Source organism: Roseibium sediminis, from assembly GCF_008711325.1.
GTDB lineage: Bacteria > Pseudomonadota > Alphaproteobacteria > Rhizobiales > Stappiaceae > Roseibium > Roseibium sediminis.
The window spans coordinates 1-16,826 of record NZ_VXDB01000046.1; the positions used below are offsets into that span (position 1 = coordinate 1).

Annotated in this window: 14 protein-coding genes; 6 read left to right on the top strand and 8 right to left on the bottom strand. The window is 57.1% G+C overall.

The features are described from left to right. Positions 1-138: 138 nt before the first annotated feature. From F0155_RS22135 to ndk, 5 genes are all read right to left on the bottom strand, one after another. Complete coding sequence (locus F0155_RS22135) at positions 139-765, bottom strand: hypothetical protein (RefSeq protein ID WP_150526749.1); 627 nt, start codon at positions 763-765, stop codon at positions 139-141. A gap of 389 nt (positions 766-1,154) precedes the next feature. Beyond that, positions 1,155-3,257, bottom strand: coding sequence for a molybdopterin-dependent oxidoreductase (locus F0155_RS22140; protein WP_150526750.1), 2,103 nt, complete (start codon positions 3,255-3,257; stop codon positions 1,155-1,157). A gap of 104 nt (positions 3,258-3,361) precedes the next feature. After that, positions 3,362-3,835, bottom strand: a complete 474-nt coding sequence (locus F0155_RS22145) for an EF-hand domain-containing protein (protein WP_150526751.1) — start codon at positions 3,833-3,835, stop codon at positions 3,362-3,364. A 100-nt stretch (positions 3,836-3,935) separates the two neighbouring features. Next, entirely contained in the window at positions 3,936-5,117 is a 1,182-nt protein-coding gene (locus tag F0155_RS22150) for a YHYH protein (protein ID WP_150526752.1), read from the bottom strand. 160 nt (positions 5,118-5,277) lie between these two features. Further along, complete coding sequence (gene ndk / locus F0155_RS22155; RefSeq protein WP_150526753.1) at positions 5,278-5,700, bottom strand: nucleoside-diphosphate kinase; 423 nt, start codon at positions 5,698-5,700, stop codon at positions 5,278-5,280. Positions 5,701-5,954: 254 nt separating this feature from the next. Here ndk and F0155_RS22160 point away from each other — a divergent pair, with 254 nt between their 5' ends. Further along, entirely contained in the window at positions 5,955-6,845 is an 891-nt protein-coding gene (locus tag F0155_RS22160) for a DUF4344 domain-containing metallopeptidase (RefSeq protein WP_150526754.1), read from the top strand. 2 nt (positions 6,846-6,847) lie between these two features. Here F0155_RS22160 and purN read toward each other — a convergent pair whose 3' ends face one another. Next, positions 6,848-7,513, bottom strand: coding sequence for a phosphoribosylglycinamide formyltransferase (purN, locus tag F0155_RS22165; protein WP_150526755.1), 666 nt, complete (start codon positions 7,511-7,513; stop codon positions 6,848-6,850). Then, positions 7,510-8,607, bottom strand: coding sequence for a phosphoribosylformylglycinamidine cyclo-ligase (gene purM, locus F0155_RS22170; RefSeq protein ID WP_150526756.1), 1,098 nt, complete (start codon positions 8,605-8,607; stop codon positions 7,510-7,512). The genes purN and purM overlap by 4 nt, the downstream gene beginning before the upstream one ends. A 197-nt stretch (positions 8,608-8,804) precedes the next feature. Here purM and F0155_RS22175 point away from each other — a divergent pair, with 197 nt between their 5' ends. The 4 genes from F0155_RS22175 to F0155_RS22190 all read left to right on the top strand — a co-directional run bounded on the left by F0155_RS22175 (position 8,805) and on the right by F0155_RS22190 (position 14,435). Continuing rightward, a complete protein-coding gene (locus tag F0155_RS22175) occupies positions 8,805-9,890 on the top strand; it encodes an AI-2E family transporter (protein ID WP_150526757.1) in 1,086 nt (361 codons plus the stop codon). A 12-nt stretch (positions 9,891-9,902) separates the two neighbouring features. Beyond that, on the top strand, positions 9,903-10,580 hold the full coding sequence (locus F0155_RS22180) for a P-loop NTPase family protein (protein ID WP_150526758.1): 678 nt from the start codon (positions 9,903-9,905) through the stop codon (positions 10,578-10,580). Between the two features lie 107 nt (positions 10,581-10,687). Continuing rightward, on the top strand, positions 10,688-12,907 hold the full coding sequence (locus F0155_RS22185; protein WP_150526759.1) for an RNA degradosome polyphosphate kinase: 2,220 nt from the start codon (positions 10,688-10,690) through the stop codon (positions 12,905-12,907). Between the two features lies 1 nt (position 12,908). Beyond that, positions 12,909-14,435 (top strand): Ppx/GppA phosphatase family protein, encoded by a 1,527-nt coding sequence (locus tag F0155_RS22190; RefSeq protein ID WP_150526760.1) that lies wholly within the window; start codon positions 12,909-12,911, stop codon positions 14,433-14,435. Between the two features lie 75 nt (positions 14,436-14,510). Here F0155_RS22190 and rnd read toward each other — a convergent pair whose 3' ends face one another. Further along, entirely contained in the window at positions 14,511-15,710 is a 1,200-nt protein-coding gene (rnd, locus tag F0155_RS22195) for a ribonuclease D (RefSeq protein WP_208999415.1), read from the bottom strand. A 159-nt stretch (positions 15,711-15,869) separates the two neighbouring features. Between rnd and F0155_RS22200 the strand changes: the two genes are divergently transcribed. Beyond that, complete coding sequence (locus F0155_RS22200) at positions 15,870-16,496, top strand: ParA family protein (RefSeq protein ID WP_150526762.1); 627 nt, start codon at positions 15,870-15,872, stop codon at positions 16,494-16,496. Positions 16,497-16,826: the final 330 nt, after the last annotated feature.

The window sequence follows — 16,826 nt, forward strand, 5'->3', positions numbered from 1 at the left end:
CAAGATCGCGGCATAATCAAATAAGCTCCTGGTCCGGGATCTCGGGGCAAGGTCAACCCAGTTATGATGTGCCAGGCTGCTCGGCATATTGGATCCCCGATCAAGTCGGGGATGACGTTTGGGAGTAGTGGTCTTCTTTTAGTTGGCCTGATTTTCTGCTCCAAATGAACTAACCAACTGCCTTAGAGCCCGCATTCTTTGATTATCTGTTTCAACGTTAATTGATTGGGAAATTCTAATTTTTTTAACGTTCCCCGTTCTCTCATCTATGTCTTCAACATTGATGAGAGCGTCTGACGGAGTTCCGCGGAAAGTAATTTTCCGAGCACCCGATTTGTGTCGCAAAACGAAAGCAGCTTCTAAGCAGAGTTCAGTTTCATCTGTAGGGAAGTGGATGTTCTGAATAAGGCTTGGTGTTTCCGTCAGTTGTATATTTGAATGCTGGATATATAGGTGCGTAAGTTGTGCCAATGGGGTAATAGTAGACGCATCGACGTCAATATATGATTGAAGTTCGTCCAGTGATTTTTCGTTTATGATGTTATGATTTTCTTTTCTGGAATAATTTAATGTATTTATATTTTGGCATTTATAGCGATTTGTGAGAAAATGCATAATTGCATGCTTTGCGAAAATTGTGAAAGCTGCGAATGTAAGCAGTAAGTAAGCGGCATTCCTGCTGGTTGCTGCTGAATTTAAGATTATGTATCCGATAAGAAATCCAATGGCCGTAAAAAAAGCCAAATAGGGAACGCGTTTGATCATGTATATATGCTTTATACGTGCTGATATATAATATAGCTGTGTACAATAAAGAAATTACCCAAAGGTAAGTTTTGTGATTATCACTTCACTGTCCTGATCCAAGCCGATATGCGTCGAAAGTTGCCTCATCCTCGGAGCGTCATCCCCGACTTGATCGGGGATCCATTGAAACCGAGATGACAAACGTTGGCACGAAGACTGGCCGCTCTCGGAATGACCCAGTTATGATGTGCCAGGCTGTTCGGCATATTGGATTCCCGATCAAGTCGGGGATGACGTCTGGAGGATGTTGAAAGCTATTGGCTCTCGTCGCCGTCCCGGGCTTGACCCGGGACCTTTTCGTAATTGGTGCAGGCCCCGGATCGGTGTCCGGGGCAGCGCTCTTGCGGTTACGCTATCGCCCTGATCCAGACCGCCGTGTCGTGAAACGCAGCGCCGCCATAGGGGGCGGCGGGGTCAGCGCCGGTGAGGGTATTGATGCCCTTGCCGTCTTCAAAGCTGTCATTGGCCCAAAGGCCTTCCGAAATTACCGTGCCGGGGGCGAGGGTGTCCTTCAGACGGGCATGGAGGGTTACAACACCGCGCTTGTTGCCCATCTGCACCTTTGCGCCCTCAGTAATGCCGAGTTTTTCCGCGTCTTTTGAGCCAATCCAGACTTCCGGGCGTTCGCCTTCCTTCTTCACCGAGCTTGGTGTCTCGTTGAAGGAGGAATTGAGGAAGGAGCGGGCGGGAGATGTCGCAAGGCGGAAAGGATGCTCTTCGTCGGCGCTCTCGATGCTGTCCCAGTGGTCCGGTAGATCGGGCATGGTTGTCCAGGGGCCCATTGGATCGCTCTTGGGCTTGTTCGGGGCAGCTGTGACACCCCAGTTCGGGCGGAAATGGAATTTGCCGTCCGCATGACCAAAGCCGTTGATGTAATGGGCTTCCTCAAAACTCGGCTGGAGATCAATCCAGCGGTTTTCTTCCAGTTCCGCCAGTGAGCCATAGTTGGAGGCTTTCAGCATCCAGTCGATATGCTCGCGGGCCGTCATGGCAAAGCCGGGATGCTCAGCTGCGCCGACGCGTTTGGCCAGCTCGTTGAGCACAAAGAGGTTTTCGCGGGGGGCGTCGGGAGCATCCAGCACCTTCGGGCCGAGGAGGAGATACTGGTGGCCGCCGCCCTTGTAGATGTCGTCATGTTCCAGAAACTGGGTGGCCGGAAGAACAATGTCGGCCATGGCCGCCGTGTCTGTCATGAATTGCTCATGGACCACGGTAAAAAGGTCCTCGCGTTCAAACCCCTTGCGCACCAGTTCCTGTTCCGGAGCAACACACATTGGATTGGTGTTCTGGATCAGCATGGCCTTGACCGGCGCTCCGCCTTGGAGCGCGGTCTCATCGCCGCAAAGGGCTCTGCCAATCAGGCTCTGGTCGATCGCGCGGGTGGCCGGGTTGGCGAGCTCTGGAGCCTCGATCATGGATTTGTCGAGACGGTAGATCGCGCCGTTGTTGTGGAATGCGCCAGCCCCTTCCAGTGGCCATGAGCCGGTGACCGCCGAAATGCAGCTGGCGGCGTGCATGCCAACCGCGCCGTTGCGCGAGCGGGTAAAGCCATAGCCCAAACGGAAGAAGGTGCGTTTGATCTCGCCGATCTGTCTGGCAACGTCCTCGATCTTCTCAACTGCCAAGCCGGTGATTGCCGCAGCCCATGCAGGCGTCTTGTCCTTGAGGTGAGCTTCCAGATCATTCGGGCAATCGGTGTATCGGGTCAGATAATCCCAATCGGCAAAGCCATCACGGAAAAGCACATGCATGATGGCGCAGGCAAGGGCTCCGTCGGTTCCCGGCTTCAGGATCACGCCGACATCTGCCTGTTTCATCGTCTCGGTTTCATAGACGTCGATGACGATGATCCGCGCGCCGCGCTGTTTTCGGGCCTTGATCGCGTGGGTCATGACGTTGACCTGTGTCGCGACGGGGTTGGTGCCCCAGATCACGATCTGGTCCGATACTGCCATTTCGCGCGGATCCGGGCCTGCCAGCAAACCGGTTCCGGCGACATAACCCGTCCAGGCCATATTGGTGCAGAAGGTGTCGAACTGAAGGGAATAGCCCTTGGCATGGCGGAAGCGATGGATGGAATCGCGCTGAACCAGGCCCATTGTGCCCGCGTAGTGATAGGGCCACACGCTTTCGGCGCCAAACTCGGCTTCCGCTTTCAGGAATTTCTCTGCAATCAGATCAAGCGCCGCGTCCCACGAGATTTCCTCAAACCGCTTTTCACCCTTCCTGCCGACACGGCGCAGCGGCTTGAGCAGGCGGTCTGGGTGATACAGGCGCTCGGCGTAGCGTGCGACCTTCGCGCAGATGACGCCATCCGTATAGGCATTGTCCCTGGCGCCGTTCAGGCGCTTCAGGCGTCCGGTGTCATCGAGCTGCACATCCAGCGCACAGGTGGACGGGCAATCATGCGGGCAGGCGGAAAAGGTCTTTGGGAAAACAACTTTGTTCATGGAATTGCGCGTCCGGTTTCACTCGTAACGCGCAACCTTGATGGGCAGGGGCAGACTGTCAAGGGACAGAAATGTTCCCGATACAATTTGAGCGGGGTCTTGCCTTACTTTCCCGGGCCGAAATCGTCCGTTGTGACAACGCCGTCGCCATCGCGGTCAATCATGGCGATCCAGCTGGCAGCATTTTCAAGAAATTCATCGCGGGAAACCTTGCCGTCCTTGTCGGTGTCGTTGACTTCCAACTTCATGCTATTGGCCGGATTCCGCTTGCCTTGCCCGTGGCCTTTGCCCTGACCTTGTCCTTCATGGTTTTTCTGATCATTTGCGCGGGCTTCATCGAAGAACACATATTCCTCGGCATCCAGATATCCATCGTCATTGGCGTCGAACGAGGCAAACACGTCCCCACGTCGCTCACGGGCTTCCTCAGCCGTCACCTTTCCATCCTGATTGAGGTCCCAGCTTTCAACAAAGTGAGCGCCCGGCTTGCCTGCCGCGAATGCAGGTGCAGCTGAAAAACTAGTGGCCAATGTTGCAGTGAGAAGAGAGTAGGTCGCAAGTTTCAGAGGAGTGTTCATCGGATATGTCCTTTCAGTTCTTAATATTCAAACATATTGAAATTAATATGTATAGAGTTTGGAAAAACCCGCCTGAGACGGGTCATTCCTTTTGGGGTGATCAGCTGCCGCTACAGGGAGACCTGCCTCCGCTGCCACCTGGACGCCCACCAGCCTGCGGACCGCCTTCACGCGGGCCAAAACCCTGTGGCGGGCGGCCACCGGGGGGAGGCGGGTGCTGGCCGGGCAGGAGGAAGCGTTCGCGTCCGCCGGAGGATTGGGCAAGGATTAGGTCAGCTGTTTCCTCACTTATGAGATCAGCGGTCATGACAGTAGTCTCAAGGTCGGGCGTCATGTCGTCTTGCAGATCGCCACGCCGTTGCCCGCCGCCACGCGCCTTGAGCCGTGCGAAAGACTGGTCCGGAGAACCCATCCAGCAACGCGGGATATGGGGGAAGCTGTCGGTCAGGACATAATGATAGGTCCCGTTTGGATATTCGGGAGTGACGGCAAAGCGCCCATTGCACTGATCCAGATCGCCGCTGCCAGCCACATAGGTCCAGTCTTGGGTAAAGGTGCCGTTGTATTTGCCGCCCGGACCGCTGGGCCGCGTGCCACCTTTCACCCGGTAACTGCTGTTCAGCTTCCTGATCGAGGATTTGGCCTTTGGGTTCGAATAGCCGTAGGGGCCGTAGATTGGGAAGCCGTCAGCGGCATAGCCGATCAGGGCCGGGGTGGACTTGCCGCCTGCAGAGGCCAGCAGACCTGTCGGGACGCCGTGATAGTGATATGTGCCATCCGGCTGAACATGGGCGTTATAGGTGTCCAGGCCCAGCTTGCAGGCCTTGCTGTTGGCCTCGTAGTTCCAGCCGGAGCTGCGATTGTTCTGCCAGAACTCTGCCGTTGCCGGGTCAAACAGGACGCCGTTGAGGGCAATGCCGAAAGGAGTGCCGTTTGCGCTCGTTGCCCGCCCGTTTTGGGTCGGATTGACCGGCACCTTCAGCTGATAGTTCTTCCTGGAAATGGTGTGCGGATTGCCGCTGTTCGGGAACTTGCCCGGTGCCTTGTAGGGATAGCCGTTTGCCGAAATGTAGCGGTAGCTCCCCTTTACCGTGAAGTCGGCTGCCGCTTCAGCCTCAGGCACGAGCAGCTTCAGAAACTCGTCGGTATAGGAGGCCGGTTCGATATCGTGTTCACCGGCAATGGGGTGATCGCCATCATGGGCCAGTGCCGGATGGGACAGAACCGTACCGGCGAAAAGAAGTCCCGCAACGGGGCCGGAAAGTGCTTTCGTAAGAGGCATCGTGTTTTTCCATGTCGCTGGATCGTGACAGGAAAAACGTATGGGCATACCGGCGAGAGGTCGAACGAAGATTGGTATTCAAGTGTACCCAAATGTAACAAGGCCGATGCGTTTGTACGCACCGGCCTTGTGGTCGAACGATGTGTTCGGCTGGTCGGAATTAGCCGACGATTTCGGTGCCGGAGAACCAGAATGCGATTTCTTCAGCTGCGGTTTCCGGAGCGTCGGAACCGTGGACGGAGTTTTCGCCGATGGACAGGGCGAATTCCTTGCGGATGGTGCCTTCAGCAGCATCAGCCGGGTTGGTTGCGCCCATGACTTCACGGTTCTTGGCAATTGCGTTTTCGCCTTCCAGAACCTGAACAACGGTCGGGCCGGAGGACATGAATTCGGTCAGTTCGCCGAAGAACGGACGCTCTTTGTGAACGGCGTAGAACGCTTCAGCTTCGCGGATGGACATCCATACGCGCTTGGAAGCAACGACACGCAGGCCAGCGTCTTCGAACTTCTTGACGATGGCGCCGGTCAGGTTGCGCTTGGTTGCGTCCGGCTTGATCATGGAAAAGGTGCGTTCAATCGCCATGGAACTCTTCTTTCTGATTGTAGGGAGGCGACCGCCTTCCAGTTCCCGCGCGGGGATCCGGAAAACTGGAACTGGGTTGCCAGTCTCGCCGATTGGAGAATCGCGGCCTTAATAGCGACCAACGGCGCCGCTCGCAAGGGGACGGGGATGACATTTTCATGTCGGAAGTCCGGTCCGCAGGTTGTTTCCCGCTGGTGAAGTGCAACTTGGCCTTTTACACTTGTCGAAAAACACAAGCTCATATTGGCAAGACCATGGCGCAGATTTCGACAATTCCGGCAGTTTCAACCCTTAGACAAACCCGCCTGCGCCCTGCGTTGAGCAGAGCTTTGGCGGCTCCAGCTCTGGCCCTTGCCGTTTTGGCTGGCGCCTGTCTACCCGTTCAGGCGGACCAAAAGACAGACTTGGAAACGCGTCTGGCAAAACTCTCCACGGAGAAGCTTGAAGAGCTGTTTGCATTTGTCGGTGGAAACACGCTTTTCACGATCTACCACGAAGCCGGGCACATGCTTGTGTCCGAGTTCGGATTGCCGGTTCTGGGGCAGGAAGAGGATGCTGTCGACAATCTGGCGACAGTCACCATGCTTGCTTCCGACACCCCGGACATGGACCTTTATCTGACAAACGCCATGATAGGCTGGTTTGCCGTCTATGAGGACGACATCGACAGCATGGTGTTTTACGACGAGCACGACCTGAACCAGCAGCGCGGATATCAGATTCTGTGCCTGATGGCGGGTGCTGACCGGGAAGCTTTCGGCGACCTTGCGGTCGATCTCGATCTACCGGAAGACCGACTGGATCAATGCGAGGACGAATATGCTCTTTCCGCCGATAGCTGGGAAATCGTGACAGACCCGTTTCTCAGGCCGGAAGGCAGCAAGGGGAACCGGATCACGGTCAAATACGATCCAGCGCCTGCAGGTCTCAGCAGCATGGAAGTGTTCTTGAAGGAAAGCGAACTACTTCAGCTCGTGGCCGACGAGATGGACGCGCTTTACGAGCTTCCAGAGGCGGTGACCTTCCGGGCGTCCGCGTGTGAAGAGGAAAATGCTTTCTGGGATCCGCAGGCCCGCGAAGTGACCGTTTGTTACGAACTGCTGGAGGGGTTTGCAGCTGTCTATTTGGATGTGCTGGCGGACTGACGTCAGTCCGCCGGATTGATCAGGGGCGCAGCTGCTTCGCGCTCACCAGTACCGGATGTGCGGACGACCTGCTGGCCTTTCAGCCTGTATGACCCGCTGGCAACGAGAGCGAGCGCTTTCGGGTAGATCTGGTGTTCAACTTCCAGAACCCGCTTGCCCAGCGTTTGCGGCGTATCGTCATCAAGAACCGGAACGGCGCCTTGAATGATCATCGGGCCATCGTCCATTTCGGCAGAGACGAAATGGACAGTTGCTCCATGCAGCTTTACGCCTTCCTCCAGCGCCCGCTCGTGGGTGGCCAGGCCCTTGAACGAGGGCAGGAGTGCCGGGTGTATGTTGATCATCCGGTTGGACCAGGCATTCACGAGGAAGGGTGTCAGCAAGCGCATGAACCCGGCCAGGGCAACCAGCTCGATACCATGGCCCTTGAGGGTTTCGTCCAGAGCGCGCTCAAATCCTTCACGGTCGCCCGGATAGGCCTTGTGGTCGACGACCGCAGTGGCGATACCGAATTCCGCTGCACGGGCAAGACCGGGGGCATCCGGCACGTTGGAAACAACCAGAGCGATTTCCGCCGGATAGTCAGGCTTTAGTGCGGCAGCGATCAGCGCGCCCATATTGGAGCCGCGACCGGAAATCAGGATGGCTGTCTTCTTGCGCTGGCTCATGCGCCAAGGTCCAGCTTTCCGTCAAAGGCGACGGACTTTTCGCCGCCAGCCTCGATTGCTCCCAGCGTCACAACGGTTTCGCCAACCTGCTGCAGGGCAGCCGCCACGGCGTCTGCCTCGGCCTTGTCGACAACGATGACCATGCCGATGCCGCAGTTGAACGTGCGAAGCATTTCGCTCTCAACAACGCCGCCTGCCTTGGCCAACCACTTGAAGACGGGCGGGACGGAGATGGCGGCAAGGTCGATGCGCGCCGTGCAGTTCTTCGGCAGGACGCGCGGCAGGTTTTCCGGTAGTCCGCCGCCGGTGATGTGGGCGAGCGCCTTGATGCCGCTGGTTGTCTTCAAAGCAGAGAGGATCGACTTCACATAAATGCGGGTCGGCTCCATAAGGCTTTCGCCAAGCGTCTTGCCATCTTCGAACGGAGCGGCTGAGGACCATTCCAGACCGGCGATCTCGATGATCTTGCGGACCATGGAATAGCCGTTGGAGTGAACGCCGGATGAGGCCAGTCCAAGCAGGACATCGCCCTCGGCAATGTCGGGGCGCGGCAACAAGGTGCCACGCTCGGCAGCTCCCACCGCAAATCCGGCCAGATCATAATCGCCAGCGGCATACATGCCCGGCATCTCGGCTGTTTCGCCGCCAATCAGCGCAGCGCCTGCCATCTTGCAGCCATCTGCAATCCCGGCCACGACATCAGTCGCTGTGTCGACATCAAGTGCGCCGGTTGCGAAATAGTCTAGGAAGAAGAGAGGTTCGGCGCCCTGAACTATCAGGTCGTTCACGCACATGGCCACCAGATCAATGCCGACTGTGCGGTGCTGGCCGGTCTCGATGGCGATTTTAAGCTTGGTGCCGACACCGTCATTGGCAGCCACCAGAACCGGATCCTTGAAGCCTGCGCCCTTCAGGTCGAACAGGCCGCCAAAGCCACCGATCTCGCTATCTGCGCCGGGTCGTGACGTCGCCTTGACCATCGGGGCAATCCGCTTGACCAGATTATTGCCCGCGTCGATGTCGACCCCAGCATCAGCATAGGTCAGTCCGTTCGAGATCTGACCGTCCTTGTGGGAGGGGGTGTCCTGGCTCATTCGCGGTTCTCCGGGCTGGAGGAAAAGGATCAGTGCGCCGCGCATACAATTTGCCGCCCCCGAATACAAGAGGCAGTTCATGTGGAGTACCGGGATATGCGCCGAGAAAAACGGCCCTGTGCTTGACCTGATAGGTGGTTCGTACCTAACTGCAGATCACTACGGGATGTTTGATCCGCGTTCTTTTGGAGAGATTCATGACCTTGCGGCGGCAGGTTCAGTTCTGGGTCATTTCCCTGACTGCCTTTATTGCTTTCATGTATGTGTTCGCGGATGTGATGCTGCCCTTCGTGGCCGGCATGGCAGTTGCCTATCTGCTCGATCCGGTCTGCGACCGGCTTGAAGCCATGGGCATGAAACGCCTGTGGGCAACGCTCACGATCCTGTTCAGTTTCATTCTGGTTCTTGTCCTGTTTTTCCTGTTGATCCTGCCGGTTCTGGGAAATCAGCTGGCGAATTTTCTCGAGCATTTCCCCGATCTCATTCGCAAGCTTCAGGATCTAATCAGCCGCGATCTGATCGAGCGGTTGGCAATGGCCGCCGGAATGAGTGCGGAAGACCTGCAATCTTCCTTCACCAACTTGCTGGGGCAGGGCGCAACCTGGATCGGGAAACTTGCGCAGTCCCTGTGGAGTGGCGGGCAGGCCCTGCTGTCCATCATTTCGCTGTTCGTGATCACCCCGGTTGTTGCCTTCTACCTGCTGCTTGACTGGGACCACATGGTGGCGCGGATCGACAGCTGGCTGCCGCGTGATCATGTTGGGGAAATCCGCGGCCTTGCCCGCGAGATGGATCTTGCTGTCGCCGGTTTCGTGCGGGGTCAGGTGTCGGTCTGCGTCATTCTCGGGCTGTTCTATGCGATTGCTCTGGGTGTTGTCGGGCTCAATTTCGGCCTGTTGATAGGCATGGGGGCGGGACTTGTCAGCTTTATCCCCTTTGTTGGTGCCGGGCTCGGCTTCCTGGTGTCGCTCGGAGTGGCTCTGGTGCAGTTTTGGCCCGACTGGCCCTGGATCCTTGTGGTCGGTGGAATCTTTGCTGTCGGCCAGTTTCTGGAGGGAAATATCCTTCAGCCGAAGCTGGTTGGAGAGAGCACCGGCCTCCATCCTGTCACCCTGATGTTTGCCCTTTTTGCCTTTGGATATCTCTTTGGATTTGTGGGGATGTTGATCGCCGTTCCCGCTGCGGCAATGATCGGCGTGCTTGCGCGCTTCGGCTTGAGACAGTACCTAGCGAGCCCGTTGTATACCGGTACCCGGCCACGTGAGGTCGCGGAAGATGAGTAGGCGTTGACAGTAATGGCGGAACCCCCGCAACAACTTCCGTTGAACCTGCCGCATGAGGCGGCGCTTGGTCGTGATGACTATCTTGTCGGAAGATCCAATCAGGCCGCCTACGAGCTGCTGGAAAGCTGGCCGAACTGGCCGTCGCCGGTGGTGATCCTTGCCGGCCCTGTGGGGGCAGGGAAAACCCATCTCGTGGAAGCCTTCCGTGCCGACAGCGGTGCCTCCGTCATAGACGCAGGTGATCTGACAGAGGCCATCGTCCCTGATCTGGTGGCAAGTGGAGCGGTCGTCGTTGAAGACACCCATGGCGGGGTGAACGAGACTGCCTTGTTCCATCTGCTGAATGCAGCGCGTCAGGCGAATGCCCATGTGCTGATCACCAGCCGGACATGGCCTGCTGCCTGGAAAATCCGGCTGCCCGATCTCATGTCGCGCCTTCGGGCTGCAACACCGGTCGAAATTCTGGAGCCGGATGACGACCTCCTGCGGCAGGTCCTGTTCAAGCTTTTCGCCGACCGGCAGCTTGCTGTCGACATGGGAGTGATCGACTATCTGGTCGTTCGAATGGAGCGTTCTCTTGGAGTAGCCAATGCAGCTGTCGATGCCATCGACCGGGAAGCATTGGCCGGGCGCGTCAAAATAACCAAGCAATTGGCGGGCAGAGTGCTGGATCGCGTGCAGGCGGGGTAATAAGCTGGCAACAATAGTTGCCGTAGGTTGGCACCGCGACCGCAGGTATAGGATCCCGAGGCGGGATTTCGGTACAGGCAAGCTGGGCAGAAAACTGCAGAGGGACCATGAACGAGACCATCGATCTGACCGAAGCATTCGAAGCTGCGACAAAGGCACCGATTTCTGTCACGAATGATGTGTTTGCAAGCGGAGCGGACCTGCGGAATTCTCCGGCGCGGTTCATGAACCGGGAGCTGTCATGGCTCCAGTTCAATCACCGGGTTCTGGAAGAATCCATGAACCGGAACCACCCGCTGCTTGAGCGCCTTCGCTTTCTCTCCATTTCTGCCAACAATCTCGATGAATTCTTCATGGTCCGGGTCGCCGGGCTCATGGGGCACCAGCGGGCAGCGGTTGCGGAACTCTCCGATGATGGACTGACGGCAGGCGAGCAGCTGCAACGGATCGGCGCAGCTGTCAGCACACTTCAGGCAACACAGCAACAGATGTGGCGGGAGCTGCGCTCAGAGATTGCCAGCCACGGGATTGAGACGGTCCGCACACAGGATCTCAGCAAGGAAGAGCTGGCGTGGTTGGAAGAATACTTCCTGTCCTATATTTTCCCGGTTCTGACGCCGCTGGCCATTGATCCGGCGCACCCGTTTCCGTTCATTCCAAATCTCGGTTTTTCCATTGTCTTTGAACTCGTCCCGTTCCGTGGTGGTCCGGAGCGGATTGCCTTGTTGCGCATTCCTTCCCAGCTCGACCGCTTTGTGCGACTGCCGGACGGCCCCAAGGGGGCTGCGCGGTTCATTGCGGTGGAGCGAACCGTCGGTCTTTTCATCGACCGGCTGTTTCCCGGTCATGAAATTCGCGGGCAGGGTGCATTCCGCATCATCCGCGACAGCGATATCGAGATTGAGGAAGAAGCCGAAGATCTGGTGCGCCTGTTCGAAAGCGCGCTGAAGCGTCGGCGCCGCGGTTCGGTAATCCGTCTGGAAATTCAGGACACTACGCCCCATGCCCTGCAGGAATTCGTGGCAGATGCGTTGAATGTCGGTGAAGAGGAGACTTTTCAGGCCGACGGCCTTCTGGCACTCAACAACCTCTCCCAGCTGGTTGACCTTGAACGCAAGGACCTGAAATTCGACCCGTACACAGCCCGGTTCCCGGAACGCATTCGTGAGCATGGCGGAAACTGCTTCGCGGCCATTCAGCAGAAGGACATCATCGTCCACCACCCGTATGAATCCTTCGACGTGGTGGTTCAGTATCTGAGGCAGGCCGCGCGCGATCCGGATGTGGTGGCAATCAAGCAAACGCTCTACCGGACTTCCAACAATTCGCCGATCGTGAAGGCACTGGCCGAGGCCGCGGAGGCGGGCAAGTCCGTTACGGCTCTTGTTGAACTGAAAGCGCGGTTTGACGAGGAAGCGAATATCAAGTGGGCGCGCGATCTGGAGCGTGCCGGGGTTCAAGTTGTTTTTGGCTTCATTGAGCTGAAAACCCACTCCAAGCTTTCCATGGTGGTCAAGCGCGAGCATGGTCAGCTGAAGACCTACTGCCACATCGGGACAGGCAATTATCACCCGATAACGGCACGGATCTATGAGGATTTGTCGTTCTTTACCGATGATCCGGAGATAGCGCGCGATGCCGCACGTGTCTTCAACTACATCACCGGATATGCGGAACCGGGGGAACTGAAACACCTGATGGTGTCGCCAGTGAACCTGCGCGACAAGATGCTTGCCCTCACGCGGGCTGAAATCGAGCATGCAAAGGCGGGTCGGCCCGCGCAGATCTGGATGAAGATGAACTCGCTGGTCGATCCGGAGATCATCGATGCGCTTTATGAGGCGAGCTGCGCAGGCGTTCAGGTTGACCTGATCATTCGCGGTATTTGTTGCCTGAGGCCCGGAATTCCGGAGCTTTCTGAAAATATCCGTGTGAAATCAATCGTTGGGCGGTTTCTCGAACATTCACGAATTTTTTGCTTTGGCAACGGACATGGGCTTCCGTCCCCCAATGCGCATGTATATATCGGATCGGCCGATCTGATGCCGCGCAACATTGATCGGCGGGTGGAGGTTCTCACGCCGCTGTTGACGGCAACTGTGCATGAGCAGGTTCTGGATCAGATCATGGTTGCCAACTTGAAGGACAATCAGCAAAGCTGGCGCATCCTGCCTAACGGGGCTCACGAACGGATCATGCCGAATGCCAGCGAAGAACCCTTCAATGCGCACAAGTATTTCATGACCAACCCGTCTTTGTCCGGACGCGGCAAGTCGTTGAAGAGTGATCGGCCCCGGCCGTTCTCCAAACGCCCGAAACGGGGTTGATATGGTAGCTTCCCAAGAACCGAGCCGTGGTCGATTGAACGGTACCGGCCCTATTGCGGTCGTCGATATCGGGTCCAACTCGGTTCGTCTCGTGGTTTATGAACGCGAGGCACGAACGCCGACCATGCTGTTCAATGAAAAGACCCTCGCGGGTCTTGGCAAGGGCGTGGCGGCAACAGGCAAGCTGGCTGACGATTCCGTCGCGCGGGCCTTGTCTGCCTTCAAGCGGTTTCATGCGTTGAGCAAGCATATTGGGGTGAAAGACACCTATGTGATTGCGACGGCGGCGGTGCGCGATGCCAGCAATGGAGCGCAGTTTGTTCAAAATGCCGAGGAGATCCTCGGTGTGCCGGTCCGTATTCTGGATGGCGGCGAAGAGGCGCATTATTCGGCGCTGGGCGTGATTGCCGGTTTCTGGAAGCCGCGCGGTGTCGTGGGTGATCTGGGCGGCGGCAGCCTTGAGCTGGTCGAAGTCAATGGCAAGAACCCGGGGCAGGGGGCAACGTTCCCGCTTGGCGGTCTTCGTTTGTGCGAAATGGCTGACAACAAGATCGACAAGGCACGGTCCATCACGGAGGATTGCCTTCGCGATTTCGTCTGGCCGACCATGGCAAATGGCGAACGCACGTTCTTTGCGGTTGGCGGGACGTGGCGATCCCTTGGCCGCCTGCATCTGGAGCAGAACAACTATCCGCTTCATGTGATGCACAATTATGAAGTTCCGGCGGAAGAAGCGATCGCCTTTTGCCGCTCCATTCAGACGGCGGATCTTGACGGGGTCAAGAATGCAGACGCGGTGTCAAAGCAGCGCCGTGGTCTGGTGCCGTTTGGAGCTGTGGTCCTTGAACAGGTACTCAAGTCCATGAAAGCGGACCGGGTCGTGTTTTCTGCGACCGGTGTGCGCGAAGGGTTGCTGCACGAGCATCTGCCAGAGGATATTCAGGCGCAGGATCCGGTCATCGAGGCGGCGCGTGAGTTGTGCATGTTGCGGGCCCGATCACCCAAGCACTGCGAAGAGCTGATTACCTGGACGGATGCGATCTTTGCGGAACTGGATGTCACCGAGACCGACTATGAGCGCAGGCTTCGGCATGCGGCGTGTCTCTTGTCCGATATCGGCTGGCGGGCGCATCCTGACTATCGCGGCGAGCAGAGCCTGAACATCATTTCAAACGCGGCCTTTGTGGGCCTCGATCATGCAGGCCGCGCCTATCTTGCGGCCGCCGTGTTCTACCGCCATCAGGGGCTTGGCGAAGGAGCGCTTTCGACGGTTATCCGCCAGCTTTTCACAGACAGGCTGAAGGTACGCGCGAAGATACTTGGTGCGGTGCTTCGGGTCGCGTCTCTTCTCAGCGCGTCGATGGCTGGCAACCTGCCTCTGATTTCGCTGCGCAAGATCGAAAACGACATCGTCCTGTCGCTTCCGGGGCAACTTGAGCCTTTTGATGGCGAACGGCTGCGCAAGCGCCTGTCCCAATTTGCCAAGGTGGTCAAGGCAAACGACGCGCGGGTTGTGATCGAGGGGTAGTCTCGGCGATGACAGCTCGGTGGACACGCATGTATCCATTGCGCGCTTTCTGAATGTCCAAAGGAAGTCTCAAGCCTATTCGGCGGCTTGAGTTACCTTTTCGTCGTCAGCCGTGTCATCTTCCGGCTTTGCAGTTTGCTCGATCGCGACTATCTGTCGACCCTGGAAGGCAAGGGCGACATCGCCGCGCTTAAGCTTCAGGGCGACGTCCCCGAACAACTCCCGGCGCCAGCCCTGAAGGGCGGCGACATCGGCGTTGTCGTCTGCTGCAATCTTTTCAAGATCATCGACCGTCGCAATGACCTTTGCCGCAACGCCATGAGCTTCGCTGACCAGTTTCAGGAGGACCTTCAAGAGGTCCACAGCTGCTGCGGATCCGTCCGGTGCCGGTTTGCCCTTGGGCAGGCGCGGCATCTTGTCTTTCGGCAGCGCCTTGGCACGCTGAACGGCCTTCATGATTTCATCGCCTGCGCGTGAGCGCTCAAATCCCTTCGGGATGGTGCGAAGACGCGAAAGGGCTTCCTGCGTGTCCGGCTGCTGGGAAGCAATTTCGTAGATCGCGTCGTCCTTGATCACGCGGTTGCGCGGAACATCGCGCGACTGGGCCTCGCGTTCACGCCAGGCGGCAACTTCCATCATCACGGCCAGCTCGATCGGCTTGCGGACGCGCATCTTCAGCCGTTGCCAGGCGTTTTCCGGATCGGTCCGGTAGGTGCCTTCGGACGACAGGATCTTCATCTCGTCCTGCACCCAGTTTGTGCGGTTCTGTTCAGCCAGATTTGCCTTCAGGAACTGGTAGGCATCGCGCAGATGGGTCACATCCGCCAGCGCATATTCCAGCTGCTTGCTGGTCAACGGTCGGCGTGCCCAGTCTGTGAAACGGGAAGACTTGTCGATCTTTGCTCCCGTGACCTTGTAGACGAGCTGGTCATAGGAAATGGAATCGCCGAAGCCGCAGACCATTGCCGCGACCTGCGTATCAAACAGCGGGGCGGGGATGAGTTTTCCAAGATGAAAGACGATCTCGATGTCCTGCCGGGCGGCGTGAAATACCTTTATCACGCTCGTATCACCCATCAGTTCGAAGAACGGATCGAGCGACAGGCCGGGGGCCAGCGCATCCACGATGAAGGCCATGTCCGGGCCTGCCATCTGAATGACGCACAACTTGGGCCAGAAAGTTGACTCCCGCAAAAATTCGGTGTCGACCGTCACGTAATCGTGTGCGGAAAGACGCTTGCAGGCAGCGGCGAGATCTGAGGTCTTTGTAATCACATCCATGGTGAGCAGGAGCTATACCCTAATCGGATTTCGTTGTCGCCACGAAATGGCAACAATTACGGTTATGGGCCTTGATGAAGCGCAAAATGTGCACCTATTCTGCTTCAGACTTGCGCAAATTGGGAGCGTTTGTCGGAAAAACGGGGTGTGGGGATGCGAAGAATTCTCGTTTTGAATGCAAAGGGCGGATGCGGCAAGACGACAATTGCAACGAATCTTGCTGCAGCCTTTGCTGCTCGCGGTGAGGATGTTGCGTTGGCAGATGCCGATCGGCAGAAATCCAGCCTGGGGTGGCTGAAACGTCGGCCTGACAAAAGCCGCAGGATCATGCCTCTGAACTGGACCAAGGCAGGATCAATCGGAGCGGGGACAGATGATCTGGATACCATCGTCATTGACGGGCCGGGTGGTCTGAATACCGACCATGCCAAGACCCTGATTGCAGAAGCGTCTGATATTGTCGTTCCCGTGCTGCCGTCCGTCTTCGATTGGAACGCCACGCTGAAGTTTCTGGATCGGATTTCCGAGATCAAGCGCGTGCGCAAAGGCAAAGCCGACATTCATGTGATTGCCAATCGGGTCAATCGCAGTTCCGGACAATTGGCTGAACTGGAGCAGATGTTTGCTGCAAAAGGCTATCCTGTGCTGGGCCGTATCGCCGACCGCGTTGTTTATGCCCGCCATGCCTGCGATGGAACCTCCATCTTTGATACCTCTGATGCACGCTCTGCGGAGGCGCGCGGGCAATGGATTCCCCTGTTGCAGGCAGTGGACGCCTGACGAACGACTGGCTCGAAGCAGATCGCCGAGCGCGTCGACAATGGGTCTAAAAATGAAAGTCTGTTTCAGTTCACGAATTTGTTGATGCTGTTGCCCTAGAGAGAGTTGCGCAGAGCGACTAGGTTAAGGGGGCATTTCCGATCACTTTCGCACCTATCTGTCAAGTTTGCGGGCTTGGCCGTTGTTGGGGTCGGAACAATTCCAAAAACCTAGAGAAAATATAATGATAGATAAAACCCATCTGCGGGAAACTATGCTGGCGCTCTCCGAGGCTGAGCTGGACACCCGCAAAAACCTCGCGCTGTTGGATGATTTCTGATTCACTGGCTT